This window comes from Haladaptatus sp. AB643 (assembly GCF_024136975.1).
GTDB lineage: Archaea > Halobacteriota > Halobacteria > Halobacteriales > Haladaptataceae > Haladaptatus.
Window position 1 is genome coordinate 393,821 of record NZ_JAMYJW010000001.1, and the last position, 17,376, is coordinate 411,196.

19 protein-coding genes are annotated in these 17,376 nt (G+C 61.8%); 13 read left to right on the forward strand and 6 right to left on the reverse strand.

The genetic code is table 11. The annotated features are described in order from the left end of the window. Window positions 1–6 precede the first annotated feature (6 nt). Window positions 7–1,113, reverse strand: coding sequence for a tRNA (guanine(26)-N(2))-dimethyltransferase (locus NKF25_RS02025; RefSeq protein WP_253225060.1), 1,107 nt, complete (start codon window positions 1,111–1,113; stop codon window positions 7–9). Window positions 1,114–1,375: 262 nt separating this feature from the next. On the opposite strand from NKF25_RS02025, the gene NKF25_RS02030 reads away from it, so the two are divergent. Next, window positions 1,376–1,720: a hypothetical protein gene (locus tag NKF25_RS02030; RefSeq protein ID WP_253225061.1), complete on the forward strand. Its 345-nt coding sequence runs from the start codon at window positions 1,376–1,378 to the stop codon at window positions 1,718–1,720. Between the two features lie 11 nt (window positions 1,721–1,731). On the opposite strand, the gene hisH is transcribed toward NKF25_RS02030, so the two are convergent. Next, window positions 1,732–2,391 carry an imidazole glycerol phosphate synthase subunit HisH gene (gene hisH / locus NKF25_RS02035; protein ID WP_253225062.1) on the reverse strand — a complete coding sequence of 220 codons (660 nt, stop codon included), beginning with the start codon at window positions 2,389–2,391 and terminating at the stop codon, window positions 1,732–1,734. 147 nt (window positions 2,392–2,538) lie between these two features. On the opposite strand from hisH, the gene NKF25_RS02040 reads away from it, so the two are divergent. From NKF25_RS02040 to NKF25_RS02075, 8 genes are all read left to right on the forward strand, one after another. After that, entirely contained in the window at window positions 2,539–3,477 is a 939-nt protein-coding gene (locus NKF25_RS02040; RefSeq protein WP_253225063.1) for a phosphate/phosphite/phosphonate ABC transporter substrate-binding protein, read from the forward strand. A gap of 71 nt (window positions 3,478–3,548) precedes the next feature. Further along, window positions 3,549–4,301 carry a phosphonate ABC transporter ATP-binding protein gene (phnC, locus tag NKF25_RS02045; RefSeq protein ID WP_253225064.1) on the forward strand — a complete coding sequence of 251 codons (753 nt, stop codon included), beginning with the start codon at window positions 3,549–3,551 and terminating at the stop codon, window positions 4,299–4,301. Between the two features lies 1 nt (window position 4,302). Further along, window positions 4,303–5,313 (forward strand): phosphate/phosphonate ABC transporter permease, encoded by a 1,011-nt coding sequence (locus tag NKF25_RS02050; RefSeq protein WP_253225065.1) that lies wholly within the window; start codon window positions 4,303–4,305, stop codon window positions 5,311–5,313. A gap of 54 nt (window positions 5,314–5,367) precedes the next feature. Next, window positions 5,368–7,560: a PQQ-binding-like beta-propeller repeat protein gene (locus NKF25_RS02055; protein WP_253225066.1), complete on the forward strand. Its 2,193-nt coding sequence runs from the start codon at window positions 5,368–5,370 to the stop codon at window positions 7,558–7,560. A gap of 69 nt (window positions 7,561–7,629) precedes the next feature. Next, on the forward strand, window positions 7,630–8,901 hold the full coding sequence (locus tag NKF25_RS02060) for an inorganic phosphate transporter (protein ID WP_253225067.1): 1,272 nt from the start codon (window positions 7,630–7,632) through the stop codon (window positions 8,899–8,901). Window positions 8,902–8,998: 97 nt separating this feature from the next. Beyond that, a complete protein-coding gene (locus NKF25_RS02065) occupies window positions 8,999–9,442 on the forward strand; it encodes a universal stress protein (RefSeq protein WP_253225068.1) in 444 nt (147 codons plus the stop codon). Window positions 9,443–9,537: 95 nt separating this feature from the next. Further along, on the forward strand, window positions 9,538–9,678 hold the full coding sequence (locus NKF25_RS02070; RefSeq protein ID WP_253225069.1) for a hypothetical protein: 141 nt from the start codon (window positions 9,538–9,540) through the stop codon (window positions 9,676–9,678). A gap of 151 nt (window positions 9,679–9,829) precedes the next feature. Continuing rightward, window positions 9,830–11,392 (forward strand): hypothetical protein, encoded by a 1,563-nt coding sequence (locus tag NKF25_RS02075; protein ID WP_253225070.1) that lies wholly within the window; start codon window positions 9,830–9,832, stop codon window positions 11,390–11,392. A gap of 137 nt (window positions 11,393–11,529) precedes the next feature. Here the strand turns inward: NKF25_RS02075 and NKF25_RS02080 are convergent, their stop codons facing one another. The 3 genes from NKF25_RS02080 to NKF25_RS02090 form a co-directional block, all read right to left on the reverse strand. Next, complete coding sequence (locus NKF25_RS02080; RefSeq protein WP_253225071.1) at window positions 11,530–12,117, reverse strand: uracil-DNA glycosylase; 588 nt, start codon at window positions 12,115–12,117, stop codon at window positions 11,530–11,532. A 143-nt stretch (window positions 12,118–12,260) separates the two neighbouring features. Beyond that, window positions 12,261–12,470: a hypothetical protein gene (locus NKF25_RS02085; RefSeq protein WP_253225072.1), complete on the reverse strand. Its 210-nt coding sequence runs from the start codon at window positions 12,468–12,470 to the stop codon at window positions 12,261–12,263. A gap of 39 nt (window positions 12,471–12,509) precedes the next feature. Then, entirely contained in the window at window positions 12,510–13,157 is a 648-nt protein-coding gene (locus tag NKF25_RS02090) for a DUF3267 domain-containing protein (RefSeq protein WP_253225073.1), read from the reverse strand. Window positions 13,158–13,199: 42 nt separating this feature from the next. On the opposite strand from NKF25_RS02090, the gene NKF25_RS02095 reads away from it, so the two are divergent. The 4 genes from NKF25_RS02095 (at window position 13,200) to NKF25_RS02110 (ending at window position 17,007) form a co-directional block, all read left to right on the forward strand. Further along, window positions 13,200–13,445: a hypothetical protein gene (locus tag NKF25_RS02095; RefSeq protein ID WP_253225074.1), complete on the forward strand. Its 246-nt coding sequence runs from the start codon at window positions 13,200–13,202 to the stop codon at window positions 13,443–13,445. A 103-nt stretch (window positions 13,446–13,548) separates the two neighbouring features. Beyond that, window positions 13,549–14,856 carry an O-acetylhomoserine aminocarboxypropyltransferase/cysteine synthase family protein gene (locus NKF25_RS02100; RefSeq protein ID WP_253225075.1) on the forward strand — a complete coding sequence of 436 codons (1,308 nt, stop codon included), beginning with the start codon at window positions 13,549–13,551 and terminating at the stop codon, window positions 14,854–14,856. Then, window positions 14,853–16,046, forward strand: a complete 1,194-nt coding sequence (metX, locus tag NKF25_RS02105; protein ID WP_253225076.1) for a homoserine O-acetyltransferase — start codon at window positions 14,853–14,855, stop codon at window positions 16,044–16,046. Before NKF25_RS02100 ends, metX begins: the two co-directional genes overlap by 4 nt. 91 nt (window positions 16,047–16,137) lie before the next feature. Then, the gene (locus NKF25_RS02110; protein WP_253225077.1) at window positions 16,138–17,007 is read left to right on the forward strand and encodes a trypsin-like peptidase domain-containing protein; all 870 of its coding nucleotides are present in this window, start codon (window positions 16,138–16,140) and stop codon (window positions 17,005–17,007) included. On the opposite strand, the gene NKF25_RS02115 is transcribed toward NKF25_RS02110, so the two are convergent. Further along, window positions 16,923–17,336: an Hsp20/alpha crystallin family protein gene (locus NKF25_RS02115; protein WP_253225078.1), complete on the reverse strand. Its 414-nt coding sequence runs from the start codon at window positions 17,334–17,336 to the stop codon at window positions 16,923–16,925. The two genes, NKF25_RS02110 and NKF25_RS02115, sit on opposite strands and share 85 nt — an antisense overlap. Window positions 17,337–17,376 lie beyond the last annotated feature (40 nt).

Sequence of the window (17,376 nt, forward strand, 5' to 3'; positions counted from 1 at the left end):
TGTCACCTATGGTCGCGTCGCCGCACGAATCTCGGCGACGTTCGCGGGCGTCTTGAACGTCGTCCCGCCGTAGTGGGTGCGGGAGGCTTCGTAGCCCGCATCCCGAAGGCGCTCCAGGAACTCGTCCATGCCCGAGGCCGAGCGCGTCCACTCCTTACAGAGTCGGTGTTGGTCGTAGTGGGTCGGTCGGTGGAGTTCGCCCGAAAGTTGGGTCAGGAGTTTGTTCGCCTTCTTGGCGGTACCCATCTCCTCGGTGACGTTCTCGGCGACCGCGTCCACGAAGTCGGCGTCGTGGGTCGGGCCGAGCCAAACGGGACCCGCGGTCAGCAAGCGGTTGCTCTCACACGCCGGGCAGGTTTCGGGTGGGTTCGCGATGAGGCCGTACTCGTGCTCGCGGTGAAGACAGTCCTCGCAGTGATAGAGGTGACCGAGTTCGTCGATGGCACCGTTCGCGGTCGTCGCGCCCTCGTCCAGTTCGAGGTAGGTTCGGACGTAGTGGCTCGTCGCGTGGGTCAACAGCGGCGTGACGCCCTTGTCGTACCGGGCGGCGGTGCGGGCCAGCGCGGAGAGGAGGATTCTGACGCCCATCTCGGCGTGGTAGTCCGTGTTGCGCGGGGTCGCGCCGTACTTTCGAACCCCGCTGTGGAAGTGCGCGCCACAGAGCGGCGCGGTGTCCGTCGCCGTGACACAGACCAGATCGCGCGTGTTGGCGAACGCCGCGTCGGCGAACGGGATCGGCGTTCCGAACGGGTCGATGTCCACCACGTCGAACACCTCCTCGTGCATGAGCGCGTTGGCGTTCCTGTGGAGCACTTCGCCCGGCAGGTCGTTGCGCTCGAAGTTCTCCCGACAGAGTTCGATGGCGTCCGGGTCGATGTCGGCACACGTCACGTTCCAGCCGTTTTCGGCGGCGCGGACGCCCCGAATCCCCGTGGCCGCCATCGCATCGAGGTAGTACTCTGCTCGCGGTTCTCGGTCGACGTACGTTCGCAGGACCGCGACCGTCAGGTCGCGGTTCAACTCCTGCACCGGGTTGAAAAACACGTCGTCGATGATGGCGTCCCCCTCCTGTTCGGGGACCTCCACCTCGACGTTCCCTTCGCGGACATTCATACGTCGAGTCGGCGTTCAGCCCCGAAAAGGAATGCGGGTTACGGGCGACGACGGGAACGTCGGAGATGAGCCTCCGGGAACTGTACTGTGAACCGATGGATCGCAGAAACTGGGCGAAAGCCACGCCCGCCGATCCTACGCTAACCAGCCGCTTTTCGTCGTCGCTATCGGAACCGGTTTATTTCGCCCCTCCGAACCGATGGTCCGTGCGTTCGGTTTCCACCGCCATCGACCGTTCACTGACGCCCGCGGAGTTGATACTGTGAACAGCGTCGAGGCGTGGGAATCCGAACTGGCCGAGGTGGGGTCGCTCACGCCGGATGTCGTCCGCCGAATCCTCTCGGTTCACGACGACAGGGGTCGGCAGGCCATCGAAGCGGTGTCCGAGCGGCGGGTCAAGGAATATCGAGACTTCGTCGTGGTCGTCGGGTTCGAGGACGAGTACATCGTGGAGGAAGGCTGTACCTGCCGGGATAGCGAATACAATCTAGATCCGGACGACCCGACCGAACTCTGTTGGCACGTCCTCGCCGCCAAAATCGCGCGGCGGATAGACGCGATGGACCACCACGATATGTGGTACTCCGACGTGCGCGAGTTCCTGTAAGCTTCTGTCGCTCAGGACTGCTGGCAGATATCCACGAAGTTTTGGAGGATTTTCAGCCCTGTCTCGCCGCTCTTTTCCGGGTGGAACTGCGTGCCGAAGACGGTTCCCGACTCGTCGGCGATGACGCTCGGGAAGTCCGTCCCGTAGTCGGTCGTCGCCACTATCGCGTCGTCGTCTTCGGGGACGGCGTAGTAGGAGTGCACGAAGTAGGCGTGCTCGCCGTCGACACCCTCGACTAGCGGGTGGTCCCGTTCGACGGAGAGTTCGTTCCAGCCCATGTGCGGTACCTTCTGTTCCCCGGTGAACCGAACGTTCGTTCCCGGGATTAGGTCCAGTCCGGTGACTTCGCCTTCCCCGGCGTGTTCAGCTTCCTCGCTCGTCGTCAGCAACATCTGCATCCCGAGACAGATGCCGAACACCGGCGTTCCGTCGTTCGCGGCATCGGCGAGCGCCTCCCGGTACGGTCCGGCGTTCTCCATTCCTTCGCGGAACGCGCCGACGCCCGGCAGGACGATGCCGTCCGCCGCCTCGAACGTGGCGGGGTCGTCGGTAATCTCGACGTCCGCTCCCGCGCGTTCGAGGCCGCTGACGGCGCTCCGGAGGTTTCCGAGTCCGTAATCGACCACGACGACGGACGCGGTACGCTGTTTTGCGTGCGTACTGGCTTCCATACCGTCATCTACCAACTCGATCTACAAACTGTTTCGCGTTTGCGCGAAATTTGACCTCTAATCGTGACTATGTATCACACCGTTGGGCCAAATGGTTTGAATAGGAAGATTTAACCTACAAGTACAGAAAGAATAACATGTATTCAGATGGTAAATCGACGCACGTTCATCAAATCCGCGAGTACGGCGGGACTCGTCGGCCTTTCGGGCATGGCCGGGTGTATCGGAACCTTCGGAAAGCAAGCCTACAAGGACGGTAAAATCAAGTTCCTGATGTCTCCGACCGAGCCACAGGAACAGATGATGGCACAGTACACGCCCATCAAAAAGCGTCTGAACAACTACATCGACGCTGTTGACACCGTGAACATGAAGTACGCCGCCAACTACAGTGCGACGCTCACCGCGCTCGACAGCGGGACGGCGGACGTCGCGGAAAGCGGTCCGTTCGCCGCCGCACTCGGCGTCAAAAACGACCGCGCGGATATCATCCTTCAGCGCCACGCCTACGGAACGTGGACGTACTACAGCGTGATCATCACGCGCGAGGATTCGGACATCTCGTCGCTGAAGGACCTGAAAGGCAAGAAAATCGCATTCGCCGATGCACTGAGCGCCAGCGGGTCGCTCTACCCGTTGTCCATGCTCAAAGAGGCTGGACTTTCCATTCCCGACTCCCCGGGTGACCCGAAAGGTGCGGACTTCGAGCCGACGTGGACCACCCACGACAAGGCGTACAATGCGCTGAAAAGCGGCCAAGCCGACGCCGCCGGTGTCGGTCGGTTCATCGTCTGGGACTACGACACGAACGATTACGTTGAAGGCGTCAAGGAACTCGATATTCGCTCCGAAATTCCGCGTGCGCCGATCATGGTTTCCCCGAAACTCACCGACGACGAGAAGGAGAAAATCACGAAGGCCTTCACCAAAGCACCGGACAAGATGTACTACGGAGCGGACGGCAAGAAGGACACCGACGACGACATCTGGTTCGATGGCGTGAAGAAGGTCGATGCCTCGACGTACCAACCCGTCGTCAAGGTGGCCAACAAACTCGGCTACGGCGAGGACATCTTCAAGAACTAACCCTGTCGAGAATCGAACAACGACAGTAGATAATAAACTATTAGCTTTTAGGACTTCGTTCAAATACTAATATGGCATCATTAACGGTATCGGACATCACCAAGGTTTACGGTGGCGAAACGGTGGCGCTCGACGACGTTTCGTTCGAGATTCCCGACGGGGAGTTCGTCATCCTTCTCGGTCCGTCCGGGGCGGGGAAATCGACGTTGCTTCGGCTTCTGAATGGCCTCGAACGGCCGACGGAGGGGGAGATTCGAATCGGCGACGACCGGGTTTCGGGTACCCGTAGCGACGTGGCGATGGTGTTCCAAATGCACTACCTCGTCGAAAGCATGAGCGCGTATCGAAACGCGCTCACCGGGGCGCTCAACCGGACCGACACGGTCGATAGCGTCTTCACACGGTACGACGAGGAGGACAAGGAAATGGCGTTGCGGTCGCTCGAAACCGTCGGGTTGCTCGAAGAAGCGAATCAACGAGCGGACAGCATGAGCGGTGGCCAGCAGCAGCGCGTCGGCATCGCTCGCGCCCTCACACAGGACCCGCAACTCCTGCTCGCCGACGAACCGGTCGCGAGTCTCGACCCGAAAGCCGCCCAAGACGTAATGCACTACATGAAGCGTGCGGCGGAGGAACGGAATCTCACCTCCATCGTGAGCCTCCACCAAGTCAACATCGCCCGCGAGTTCGGCGAGCGGTTCATCGGACTTCGGGACGGGAACGTGGTGTTCGACGGCAGCAAAGACGACCTGACGATGGAAGACGTCGACCGGATCTATTACGGCGAATCACCGGAGGATTCGGCCATCAACAACATCGCATAACATGGCTACGGACATCACCGAAATCAAACAGCGAATCGAACACGAACAGCGCATCCGGCGAATATCCGGCGGCTTGGGAATCCTTGCAGTCCTTCTGATAACCGGCTTGGGGATGACCTATCTCGGCTTCCTGCTGGCGGACCTCGTTCGCCAGTTCGGAACGTGGATCAACTTCATCGGGGCGTTTCTCAAACCCAACTTCGTCGATTTCACGAGCTACACTCACCAGCACGATATCGGCGGCCTTCGTGCGATCTGGATCAGTTTCACACATCCACAGTATTTCGTTAGCACCATCGCCGACGCGTCCGTTTCGAGCGGCTCCGTACTGGTTTCGGCGGCGTTCGTGACGATTCTCGTCGGCTTCTGTGGTACCGTGATCGGGTTTCCGCTCGCGCTCATCTTCGGTATCCTCGGCTCCGAGCGTGTGACCCCGTTCCCGTTCAACTTCATCTTCCGCGGGGCGATGAGTACCATCCGCGCGGTTCCGGCGTTGGTTTGGGTTCTCATCTACATCCCGCTGACGGGCATCAACCCGTACGGCGCGGTGCTCGCCATCGCAACCGACACCATCGGCAACCTCGGACGGCTGTTCACCGACGAACTCGAAGAGATCGACAACGGGCCGATAGAAGCGATTCGATCGACCGGCGCGAAGCGCCCGCAGGTCGTCATCTTCGGCATGCTCAGTCAGGTGTCGAACTCGTTCATCGCGTGGACGCTCTACGTCCTCGAAATCAACACCCGAATCGCCGTCAGCCTCGGTGTCGTCGGTGCCGGTGGGCTGGGGATGTACATCCACCTCCGCCTGCAGACCGTGAGTTCCGCCTCGTACGCCCGGGCGGCGGCGGGACTCGTCACGGTCGTCGTCATCGTCGTGACCGTCGAACTTCTCTCCTCACGCATTCGTGCCCGCCTCCGCCCGGGCGAACACGAACGCTCGGGATTCTTCGAGACGATACGGGGACTCGGAGATACGAGTCGTTGGCTCGGTTCCGGCAACAAAAATTAACGTCACTCGTTCCAAATCTCCAACTATAAATAACTCCGTCAACTGGGTTCGTGTATGAATCCCTCGCCCTCCTCCCTCTCCAGACGCGGATTTTTGGCGACCGCCGGAACGCTCGGGACGGCCGTCGGTCTCGGCGATGCTCAAACGACGACGACCACGATAGGCACCACCACGTCCTCGAAGGACGCACCGAAACCGGACTGGACGTTTCCCGAGAATCCGGACGACTCGTCTTCCGACGACGAAGAGGCGGTTCGATTCGTTTATCCTATCGCCGAGAAGGACGGGTTACTCGTCGTTCTCAGCGCCTACTTGAGCGGAAACCGCAAAGGGTCACGCTATTCGCTTCAGGCGTTGAACGCGGACGACGGTTCCGTGAAATGGTCCAACGACGACTTTTTTCCGGTGACGCTTCCCGTCGTCGAGGATGGGACGGTCTATCTTTCGGCGCAACTCGAACGGGGTGACGGGTCATCCCGGCGGTTCGTGGCGCTCGACCTACGGACGGGGGACGAACAGTGGCACAATTCGGTGTCCGCCGCGTCCTCCATGGTAAAGGTCGATGACAGTCACGTGTATCTGTTCGCGGAGCAGGACGCGCGATTCGTCGCGCTCGACACGAGTTCCGGGAAGCAGGCGTGGACCTACGAAGTGACGGGGGATTACGCCTCCGAGATTTTCCTCCTCGACGGCACCGTGTATTTCCGAGTGAAAAGCGGCCTCTACGCGCTTTCGGCCGAGGACGGGTCCGAACAATGGAAACAACAGAATTCGAACATCAATTTGTCCTCCGTCACCGAAGAGGGGATATTCTGTCGTAGGGGTGGCTCGTTCGTCGCTTTCGACCGCAAGAACGGCGACGAACTGTGGTCGGTGCAGGGCAGCGGTACCGCGACCGTCGAGGATGGACGGGTCTACCTGTGGGGTGAGACGCTACGAGCCATCGACCCGGAGAACGGGTCGGTGGAGTGGCAGTACGACGATGTCCACTCCATCACTAGCGACCCCGTCGTCGCCGATGGGTTGGTGGTCGGCGTCAGTGGAGATGGAGTGCTCTCCGCGATAAACACGGATGGGACGAAGGCGTGGACGTTCGAGACGGAGACGCAGGCCGACTACTACTCCACCGTTTCCGAGGTCAGCGACGGGAAGGTATACTCGATGATCGGGCAAACGCTCTACGTCCTCTCCGCCGAAGATGGCTCCCTGAAGTGGTCGTTTTCCGCGGCGAGGAGGGGCATGCACATGCTCGTCACGTACGACAACGTCTTCTTCGGGACGTACGACGGTCTTTACACCTTCGAGCGCCACCACTCGCTGCTCGACACGGCCGTCGACGGGACGAGCGAATTTCTCACGTCCGCTCCCGGGCTGGGATTGTCCGGAATCCTCGTCGGAACGGCCGCGTTCGCGGCCTACCGACGGTTCAACGACGACGACGATTCGACGGCGGCCGCCGTCGAATCGGCCGCGGAACCGGAACTGGAGTACGGCCGCCTCGAACGGCTTTCGGCGGACGAGTTCACCGAGACGTATCGGGTGAGAAAACGGACCGACGACGGGCCGAAACTCGTCGCCGAACGACAACTGGCCGAGCCACGGGTCGCCGGGACGTTCCGCTCGGCGGTCGAACGGTGGGCGGAACTGAACGACCGTCCCGGCGTCGTGCCGGTGCTCGAAATCGACGGCGACAGCATCGAACTGCCGTACTACGAGGACGGTTCGCTCGCGGATTCCGACCGGCCGTTCCCGGAGCGACTCGACGCGCTTTCGGCGGCGAGTACGGTCGTTCACGACGCCCATACCGACGGCGTGATTCACGGGGGCCTGACACCGGCGTCGGTTTTCTTGGACGGTGACGACGCGTTCGTCGCCGACTGGGAACTCGGATCCGAACTCGTCGAGTTCCGCGACTCGGCCGACCCGTCGCCGTACGATGCGCCGGAGCAGGTCGCGGGAACGGAAGCGGACGAACGAACCGACGTGTACCGTCTCGGTGCGATTGCGGCGTTCGTTCTGACCGGAAAAAGTCCGGACGAAGGGTCACTCCGTGCCCTCGACCCGGAACATAGGGAAGTCATGTTGGCACAGGCGGGTCCACAGGAGTTCGAGTTGCTCCGTGACGACCCCGTCTCGGAGGACCTGTACGAAATCATCTCGAAAGCGATGGCCGAGGACCCCGCGGACAGGTACGAGTCGGTCGTGGCGTTCGACGACATGCTCCGCTGGGCGGCGTTTCGTGCGTGAGTTTGGACGCTGATTCGGACGGGCAAAAGGGATAGTCCTCGCTCCCGTTGTACGATTGGGGGGAACAGCGTGGTTAGTGTACTACTGTTAGTTGGATTGTTCGTCGCCGTGTTCGTCGGCTACAACATCGGCGGTTCCTCGACCGGGGTCGCGTTCGGTCCCGCGGTCGGAAGTAGAATCATCGGGAAGGTCGGAGCGGCGGCACTCTTCACGGGCTTTGCGCTCTGGGGTGGTTGGACGGTCGGGAGGAACGTCATCGAGACGATGAGCAACGGTATCGTCCCGGCCAGCCAGTTCACGCTGGGGACGAGCATCGTCGTCCTCTTTTTCGCCGGGTTTGCACTGCTCATCTCGAACCTGTTCGGCGTCCCTGCGTCGACGTCGATGACGGCCGTCGGCGCGATCGTCGGGTTGGGGTTGGCGACGAACTCGCTCAACGAATCGCTGATGTTCACCATCGTTTCGGCGTGGATCGTCGCACCGCTCTCGGCGTTCCTCATCGGGTTGATCGTCGGCCGCTATCTCTATCCGTATCTCGACGCTCACTTCTCGTTCTCGCGAATCGAGGGTGGGCTGATTACGTTCGACCGTTCGGGGTCGATTCCGCGACCCGAACTGGGCAGTGGCGTCGGTGGGCGCGAGGCTGGCGGTGCGGCCTCGGTGCTCATCATCGCCTGCTACATGGGGTTCAGTGCGGGTGCGTCGAACGCGGCGAACGCCGTCGCACCGCTCATCGGGAACGGATCGATCACGGCGAGTCAGGGAATCCTGCTGGCTATCGGTGCGATCGGTCTCGGTGGCTTTACCATCGCTCGGCGGACGCTCGACACCATCAGCGACGGGATTACCGATCTGCCGATCCTGGCGGCGCTCATCGTTTCGCTCATCGGTGCGACCATCATCACGATCCTTTCACGGCTTGGAATTCCGGCGAGTCTCGCGGTCAGCACCACCTCGTGTATCATCGGCCTCGGATGGGGACGAGCGAGCAGAGCGGTGACGGTCGCCGAGGTCGCGGATGCCGCGATACAGGGGGAGCAAACGCCAGTTGCCGAGCTTTCATCGGGTGCACTGATCGCCGAGACGAGCGAAACCGAGGTGCCGCCCGGCCCGACGATCGGCGAGATGGCGGAGGGGGAAGCACCCGAACCGCCCGCGGCGCGGGACGGCGGTGAACCCGGTCAGGTCGCGCCTATCGGCGAGGAGAGCGTCGAGGAACTGGCCGCGGAGAACTTGTTCGACCCGGCGGCGACGAGCCGTATCGTCCTTCTTTGGGTACTCTCGCCGACGCTTTCGGCAGTCGGGTCGTTCCTCATCTTCGAGTTCATCCTGCACACCTGATGGGTTTTGTTCTGCGCGATCGATGGGTTCGTTTTTATGCGGTTCCTGATTGGGACAGAGAAAATCGTTTTACCTCCCGTCTGCCGTCTCGTGTTCCATGAGCGAACACGTTCTCGTTCCGCTCGATGGTTCGCCCAAATCGATAGAAGCGTTCGAGTACGCACTCGAAATACCTGACGCGGAACTCACCCTCATCACCGTCGTCAATCCGTTCGACATCGACCCGTTGTCACCGGGATACCAGTCACCGCTCGGCAAAGCGGGGATGCCCGCTTACTCACAGGAGTGGTATCAGAAGGAGTGGGACCGCGCCCACGAACTCCACGACGGATTACGGGAAAAAGCGGACGACGTTCCGATCGAAAGCGTCGTCAAGATGGGACAGCCCGCCCGTCAAATCCTCACCTACGCGCGCGAAAACGATATCGACCACATCGTCATCGGAACCCACGGACGCGACGACATCTCACACATCCTCCTCGGGTCCGTCGCCGACAGGGTGATGCGCCGTGCGCCGATGATGGTGACGGTCGTTCGCTGAGGTCGTTTGGGGTTCGGTGACGAAAAGAGCGGGAGTGACGACGCCGGGTCGAACTCCATCGCTTCCACGTCCTGCCCTCCTCGACTCCACCAGCGATGGCCGCAAACGACGCGCTCACCCGTCACGTCTCCACTAATCGAACCGAGCGTAGCGCCGACGACGGTACTTCCGAGGGCCACTACTCACCATTTTCACGCGCGCTCGATTTGCTATCGTATCCCATCGATGGCGTGTAACGATCCTCATACGTTTATTTAATAGACATATATCTATCCATCTGGACGAAATTTTTGCCGCGATTTCGGTTATAGTGAGCTCCTACTCGAGTAGTATTCTTATCAGGTAGCTCATAACGAAATGTGAATCGCTGTTTTACCAGGATGCGCTATGCGAGGAAACAACCGCTCTCTCGACAACGTCAAACGCAGAGGTTATTTGAAAGGAATCGCGGCTGCCGGTATCACTGCCGGTGCTGTGAGCAGGGTCCCCGATGTGGCGAACGCCGTATCGGGCGACACCGTTCGCGCGAACGGGGACAACGTCTATCTCATCTTCGGTGTGGACACCAGCTCGACGGACCTCGAATCGTGGCTCGCGGATCACAAGAGCGACGTGCATTCGAGTTCGCAGAAATCCTCATCGGATGTCATCCAGTATCAGGACGTTTCCCAGTTGAACGTCAATCAGCAGCAGAAGGCGGTCGCAATTTCGATCGACGGTGGGAACGCCAGCGCGATTCAGCGCACCTACCAGCACAACAAGAACCAGCAAATGGGGAAGGCGTGGTCGATCAACGCGAGCGCTGAAGAAAAACAGCGGACGTTCACCGACCTCAAGGACGTGTACATCGTCTTCGCACACGAGACGGAGTCACGCGACTTCTCCGGTTGGGTCGTCAGCGGCCACGAATACGAAAGCGAACAGAACGCGGAAGCCGAGATCGATCAGGAACAGGACGTCGAACAGGCCAACATCAGCAGCCAGAACTTCGCGATCGCTCTCGCCGAGGACAGCAGCTACGCCCGGTCGTACCAGCGAAGCTTCCAGATCAACAAGAACGTTCAGGACGCCGAAGCCCTCGCGGCAAACGTCGGCAACGGCGACGACCAGAACGCCGACTCGTCCGTCGACCAGTCACAGGAAGTCGATCAACTGAACTACAACCAACAGGGCGTCGCCGTCGCAGTCGCAGTCGGCGAGACCAGCAAGGCGAAAGCGTGGCAGGTGAGCTGTCAGTTCAACCGGAACCAGCAGATAGCGAGCGCCGCCGCGCTGAACTTCGACCCGAAACTCGTCGACGAGTTCATGGCGACGGCCAACATGACCGGCGACTACTCGGATTCGGACGTGAAACGGGGCTCGGACGGGTCGGCACAGGCGAACGAGCAGGGTGCCGAATCCAACATCGATCAGTTCCAAGCCGTCAGCCAGCTCAACAGGAGCTCCCAGAAAGCCGCGGTCGCTATCGCGCTCAGTAACAGCGAATCGAAGGCCACGCAGGCGAGCTACCAGGGCAACTTCAACGCACAGATCGCGTCGGCGACTTCCGTCAACGTCGACGACGGCTGGTACAAGCTCGACGGCGTGACCAAGGGAACGGACGCGAAGGGCGACGGTTCGTGGGCAGTCGCCTACGACAACGGCGGCAAACAGGTCAACGAACAGACCGCCCTCTCCGACGTCGAGCAGGAACAGTACATCAGGCAGCTGAACGTGAACGAACAGAACAGCGCTGTCGCCTTCTCCGCGAACGACGGGACTGCGACGGCGGAACAGCTGAACTACCAGCGAAACGAAAACGTCCAGTACGCCGAATCGAATTCCGGCAACAAGGGCGACCAGGGCGACGACTGCGAAGACGGCAAGAAACGCCACCACCACGACGACGACGATTGCCGCGACGGGAAGAAGCACCACCACAAGCACAAACACCACAAAAAGTGCGACTGAACCGACCCCGGTTCAGTCGACTACGCCATAGATAACGCCGATATTCGTCTCCGCCACGACGCTTCATTCGCCTCCGTGATCGTTTTCTTTCCGTTATTTTCCCACCCCCTAGTGACGACACCCTTCCCCGTCAGAAATCAGAAATCGCCGAGGTTCGACTGGCCGCCGTTCGACCCCGCCATCGTCGCCGCTTTGTCGAGTGCGTTCTCGAACGTGGACTCCTGACTCCGGTCGTAGAGCGTGGCCGCCGGGTGCAGACAGATGAGTACGTCCCGTTTCGCCCCGCCGAGTTCGACGGCTTCTATCGACCCCGCTTCGTTCGTCACGGCCACGTCCCTGTCGAGGACGTGCTGACTCGGTACCTTCCCGAGCGTGACGATGACCTCCGGATCGACGAGTTCGATTTCCCGCTCCAGATACTCCCGGCAGTTCCCGAGTTCCTCCTTCGTCGGATCGCGGTTCTCCGGCGGCCGACAACGCACGCAGTTGGTGATTCGAACGTCCGCCCGCGACAGCCCCCTGTCGCGGAGTTTCTCGTCCAGCACCGACCCACTCCGACCGACGAACGGTTCGCCTCCTTCGTCTTCCCGTGCGCCGGGCGCTTCCCCGATGAACAACACGTCCGCGTCCTCCGGGCCGACTCCGTTGACGATTTGGCTCCGACACTCGACCAGCGCCGAACAGCGCGTACAGTCGGTGACGTTCAAGCCATCCATCGTTCCCATGCTCGCTCGAACGAACGGGACACACTAAGTAACCTCGGCCTACGCCGCCACAAGCGAGCGGAGAGCGGGAGTGGGCAGTCCGTACTCGTCGCTTTCGATTACAGTTGCGAGATGGTGGGTCTCGATATTCGTCGATGGTTTTCTTACTCCAGTTGAGCGACGCCGACGTACACCAACACGGAGTAGACGAACAGTCCCACGAGAAGTGCAAAGGCGAGGAACATCGTCGGCGCGGAGAGGTAACGGGCGGTTCGGTAGGAGAGCAGAAGTCGTCCGAAGCCGAGCAGAACGAAACTGACGAGGGTGAGCGCGAACGCGCCGAGACCGAGCAACGTGAACGTTCGCTTTCGCATCGGTTCGTACGTGTTTTTCGGGGGCTATAGCGGTGTCGTTCACGGCCCGGGGTTCGCGGGGCGGAAGAGGTAGCTGTGCTGGACGTCGGCGTCGTAACAGAGCGTCCCGTCGGGCAGTCGCCATAGCCGCCACGCCATGTAGCAGTCGCCCACCCCGCCAGAGGTGTTGACGAGGAGGACGAGATAGGTCACCAGCGCGATGGGAATCGGCGCGGCGAGCAGGGGAACCCCAACGACGGTCACGACGACGAGCGGAGCGATTCCGGTGAGCAAGTTGTCCCGGCGCGTGACGAACTGGTCGAACGCGGCGGTGTAGAGCGCCGGGACGCCTGCAGCGAACCCGAAGGAGACGCGGTAACCCAGCAGTCGAAAGACGAGTCCGTGAATCGCTTCGTGGATGACGAACGTACCGACCACTGCGAGGAACGCGACGACCAGTTCGACGAGGCCGAAGGTGATCGAACCGCCTTCTGGCCGTCCCTGCAACAACCAGAGGAGCGCACCGAACCCGACGACGGAACCGACGAGGGCGAGGATTGAGGCGACCGCGAGGAATCTCGACGGGTAGGTGAACAGTTCGGGCGGTCGATATCCGGCGGGGATGTCCGGTGCGCTCATTGTGCTCGGATGGCGGTCCGTGGTCTTCGCCTTTTCGTGACGGTTGCGGACGGCGACGATCGGACTCATCGCTTCGATGGAATTATGTCGAAAAGACGACCGTCTTTACGCATGGCCGACCCCGATTCCGAATCCGCTCCGGATCCTGATCCCACTCCGGACCCTAACCTCGCGGCGATACGTCGAAAGCTGAACTGGCTCACCGCGGCGGTTATCCTCCTGTTCGTCATCGAAATCTCCCGCTTCGTCGGTGCCGTTTCCATATCCGGGCACGGATCGACGCTTATCCTCTTCCTCGGCGGCGGAATTATCGTCATCGCGGCACTGCTCGTGCGTCTCACCCCGAAATACGAATGAGCTCGGACGATTGGCTCCCCACCCCATGTCATGGGTTCTCATGATCTGCAAAGGTTGCCGTAACTATTGGTTATAAAATTCTGGGGAAATATGCGTACTACACATGAGCAACGACCAGCCCCGGTTCGATACTCGGAGCGTTCATGCGGGGCAACGTCCGGACCCCGCGACAGGGGCGGTTGCGCCCCCACTCTATCAAACCACGTCCTACGAGTTCGAAACCGCCGACTACGCCGCCGAACTGTACGCGCTGGAGCGGGACGGCCACATCTATTCCCGCCTGAGTAACCCGACCGTCGAGATGCTGGAGGACCGCATCGCCTCGCTCGAAGGCGGAACGGGTGCGGTCGCCACCGCGAGCGGTATGGCCGCGCTGGACTCCCTGACGCTGGTCCTCGCCGAAGCGGGCGATAACGTCGTCCTCTCCACCGACACCTACGGCGGCACGACGGCCTACTTCTCTCATACCGCGTCCCGCCGGGGAATCGACGCCCGTCTGGTGGACACGCTCGATTACGAGGCGTACGAGGAGCAAATCGACGACGACACGGCGTTCGTCCACGTCGAAACGGTCGGCAACCCGTCGCTCGTCACGCCGGATTTCGAACGCGTGGCCGACATCGCCCACGAACACGGCGTCCCGCTGGTCGTGGACAACACCTTCGCAACACCCGCGCTGTGTCGCCCGCTCGAACACGGTGCGGACGCGGTCTGGGAATCCACGACGAAGTGGCTCCACGGGAGCGGCACGACGGTCGGCGGCGTCCTCGTTGATGGCGGCGATTTCGACTGGGACGCGGACGACTACCCCGAAATCGGCGGCGAGAACCCCGCGTATCACAGCGTGAACTTCTCCGAGGACTTCTCCGACGCGCCGCTCGCCGCCGCCGCCAGACTCCGCTCGGTTCGAAGCCTCGGCAACCAGCAATCCCCGTTCGACGCGTGGCAGACCCTGCAGGGACTCGAAACCCTCCCGCTTCGAATGGACCGCCACTGCGAGAACGCCGCCATCGTCGCGGAGTACCTCGCCGACCACGAGGACGTGTCGTGGGTCGCCTACCCCGGCCTCGACGACCACCGCACGCACGACACCGCGGAGCGGTATCTGTCGGGCGGATTCGGTGGTATGATCGCCTTCGGCCTCGGCGAGTTCGAGGCCAGCAAGACGTTCTGCGAGGACGTCGAACTCGCCTCCTTCCTCGCCAACATCGGGGACGCGAAGACGCTCGTGATTCACCCCGCGAGCACGACGCACGCACAACTCTCGCCCGACGAACAGCGCGCGGCGGGCGTCACCCGCGACCTGATTCGACTCTCCGTGGGCATCGAGGACCCGGCCGACATCCTCGCCGACATCGACGCCGCAATCGAGACGGCGACAACGACGCGAACGGAGGAACCGACACGATGACCGATTCGGGAACCTCGTCGGCCGACGGAATTTCGAACGGATCGTCACGCTCGCTCGGTTCGTTCGAGTTCGAATGCGGCGAGCGCCTTCCCGAACTCGAAGTCGCGTACGAAACCCACGGCGAGTTCACCGGCGACAACGCCGTCCTCGTCTGCCACGCGTTGACCGGGAGTCATCGCGTCACCGGGTCGGTGGACGGACAGGGCGAAGGCTGGTGGGACGAGGTCGTCGGCCCGGGCAAACCCATCGACACCCACGAGCAGTTCGTCATCGCCGTGAACGTCCCCGGATCGTGCTACGGAACCACCGGCCCGGCGAGCACGAACCCGGAGACGGGCGAACCGTACGGCTCCGACTTCCCGACCGTTACCGTCGGCGACTGGACGCGAGCGCAGCGGCGACTGCTCGACGACATCGGCATCGACCGACTTCGTGCGGTCATCGGCGGAAGCGTCGGCGGCATGAACGCCCTCGAATGGGTGAAGCGATACCCGGACCGCGTCGAGCGCGTGGTTCCCGTCGCCACGGCGGCACGCCTCGACCCGCAACTGCTCAGCCTGTCGGCAGTCGCACGCCGAGCGATTACGTCCGACCCCGTGTGGCAGGGCGGCGATTACTACCCCGACCACCCCGATTCAGGCCTCGCGTTGGCTCGCCAACTGGGTCACATCACCTACCTCTCGAAGGAATCGATGGACGAGAAGTTCGGCCGGGACCTCGCCGATTGTCAGCCCCGGTCGTTCCCGTCCAGCGGCGAGGAGAACGACGGCCAAACCGCCGACTTCGCAACCGACTCCTACCGCGACGTCGAGAGCTATCTCGACTATCAAGCACAAAAGTTCGTCCGGCGATTCGACGCCAACAGTTATCTCCATCTCACGAACGCCATGGAGAACTACGACCTCGCCGCGGGCCATGACTCGGACACCGAAGCCCTCTCGGAGTTCGACGGGGAAGCGCTCGTGGTTTCGTTCTCCGGCGACTGGCACTTCACGGTCGAACAGTCCGACCACCTCGCGGACGCGTTCCGACGCGCCGGTGTCGAAGTCACGCACCGCTCCCTCCATAGCAACCACGGCCACGACGCCTTCCTCGCCGAACCCGACCTCGTCGGTCCGCCGATTCGGCGGTTCCTGTCGAACGACGTCGGACGGTTCGCGCCGGTTCACGCCAGCCTGTTCGCACAGTGAATCGAAGCCTCTCTTCTGCTGTCTTTCCCGACGCGGCCCGCTCCGGGTCGGCCGTGGCACTCATTAACATTCGTGTCGTCCAACGTTCGAGATGGGAAATCGACCGTCGCGGCCGCTCGTCGCACTCGTCGTGGTTTCGCTCGCCCTCGGTAGCGTCGCGTTCGTTCCGAACGTGACCGCGCAGGCGCAGGGTACGCAAGTGCAGGGTACGCAGGTGGAGGATACGCAGGTGGAGGATACGCAAACGCAGGCGGAAGGACGGACCGCGACCTGTGATTTCCCCGCGCTCTACGACCGGAGCATCGACTCGGTCGTCTCCGTCGGCGTCCGAACGCCGCGCGGCGCTGGCGAAGGTTCGGGGTTCGTCTACGAACGCTCGGGTTCGACGGGTTACATCGTCACGAACAACCACGTCGTCGCCGATGCGACTCGGCTTCGCGTTCAGTTCAATCACGGACAGATGCGCGATGCGGAAGTCGTCGGCACCGCACCGAAGCGCGACCTCGCGGTACTGCGGGTTCGAAACGTTCCGTCCTACGTTGATACCCTCCCGATCGCAAAAGGAGAGGCCGAACCCGGGCAAGCCGTCGCCGCACTCGGTAGCCCGCTCGGCTTGCAGGGAACCATCACGGAGGGCGTCGTCAGCGGGGTCGATCGGACGCTGCCGTCGCGCCACGGAGCGACGATTTCCGGCGTCGTCCAGACCGACGCGGCCATCAACCCGGGTAACAGCGGCGGCCCGCTCGTGAGTTGTGACGGCCGGGTCGTCGGCGTCAACACCGCCGGAATCGTCGGCGGGGAGAACCTCGGCTTCGCCATCTCGTCGCGGATGCTCCGAAAGACGGTGCCGCCGCTCGTCCGTGACGCCCGAAAAAATCAGTCCGAAATCTCGATGCGGTCGCCGTCGTCAATTTCCTTCTCGGCGATGGGGAGCCTGACTTCGAGGACGCCGTTGCGGTAGGTCGCCTCGATGCCGTCCTTTTCGACCGACTTGGGCAGGGTCACGCGTTCCGAGAGTTCGCGGGCACGGCTGAAGTCGTCACCCGACACCTCGTGTTTTCCGGCGACGGTCAGCGCGTCGTCGTTGAACGAGACTTCGATTTCCTCCTTCTCGAATCCGGGGAGGTCGGCCACGAGGATGAATTCACCATCGTGCTCTTTCAGGTCCAAGTGCGTGCCGCCGTGGGAGTGGCTTTGTAGGTCCTGCCGCAGGTCGCTCGTGCCCCACATGCGGGCGCGCATCTGTTCGAACATTCGGTCCATGTCCTCGAAGGGAGTGTATCGTTCCATGACAATCACCGAATGTATTAGACGCTCGCTGAGATATTAA

Coding starts and splice junctions, on each gene's coding strand:
- NKF25_RS02065 (WP_253225068.1), top strand. CDS start 8,999: ATGAGCGAACACGTTCTCGTTCCGCTCGATGGTTCGCCCAAATCGATA.
- hisH (WP_253225062.1), bottom strand. CDS start 2,391: ATGGAAGCCAGTACGCACGCAAAACAGCGTACCGCGTCCGTCGTCGTG.
- NKF25_RS02080 (WP_253225071.1), bottom strand. CDS start 12,117: ATGGGAACGATGGATGGCTTGAACGTCACCGACTGTACGCGCTGTTCG.
- NKF25_RS02040 (WP_253225063.1), top strand. CDS start 2,539: ATGGTAAATCGACGCACGTTCATCAAATCCGCGAGTACGGCGGGACTC.
- NKF25_RS02050 (WP_253225065.1), top strand. CDS start 4,303: ATGGCTACGGACATCACCGAAATCAAACAGCGAATCGAACACGAACAG.
- NKF25_RS02110 (WP_253225077.1), top strand. CDS start 16,138: ATGGGAAATCGACCGTCGCGGCCGCTCGTCGCACTCGTCGTGGTTTCG.
- NKF25_RS02025 (WP_253225060.1), bottom strand. CDS start 1,113: ATGAATGTCCGCGAAGGGAACGTCGAGGTGGAGGTCCCCGAACAGGAG.
- NKF25_RS02090 (WP_253225073.1), bottom strand. CDS start 13,157: ATGAGTCCGATCGTCGCCGTCCGCAACCGTCACGAAAAGGCGAAGACC.
- NKF25_RS02055 (WP_253225066.1), top strand. CDS start 5,368: ATGAATCCCTCGCCCTCCTCCCTCTCCAGACGCGGATTTTTGGCGACC.
- NKF25_RS02095 (WP_253225074.1), top strand. CDS start 13,200: ATGGCCGACCCCGATTCCGAATCCGCTCCGGATCCTGATCCCACTCCG.
- phnC (WP_253225064.1), top strand. CDS start 3,549: ATGGCATCATTAACGGTATCGGACATCACCAAGGTTTACGGTGGCGAA.
- NKF25_RS02070 (WP_253225069.1), top strand. CDS start 9,538: ATGGCCGCAAACGACGCGCTCACCCGTCACGTCTCCACTAATCGAACC.
- metX (WP_253225076.1), top strand. CDS start 14,853: ATGACCGATTCGGGAACCTCGTCGGCCGACGGAATTTCGAACGGATCG.
- NKF25_RS02115 (WP_253225078.1), bottom strand. CDS start 17,336: ATGGAACGATACACTCCCTTCGAGGACATGGACCGAATGTTCGAACAG.
- NKF25_RS02075 (WP_253225070.1), top strand. CDS start 9,830: ATGCGAGGAAACAACCGCTCTCTCGACAACGTCAAACGCAGAGGTTAT.
- NKF25_RS02085 (WP_253225072.1), bottom strand. CDS start 12,470: ATGCGAAAGCGAACGTTCACGTTGCTCGGTCTCGGCGCGTTCGCGCTC.
- NKF25_RS02100 (WP_253225075.1), top strand. CDS start 13,549: ATGAGCAACGACCAGCCCCGGTTCGATACTCGGAGCGTTCATGCGGGG.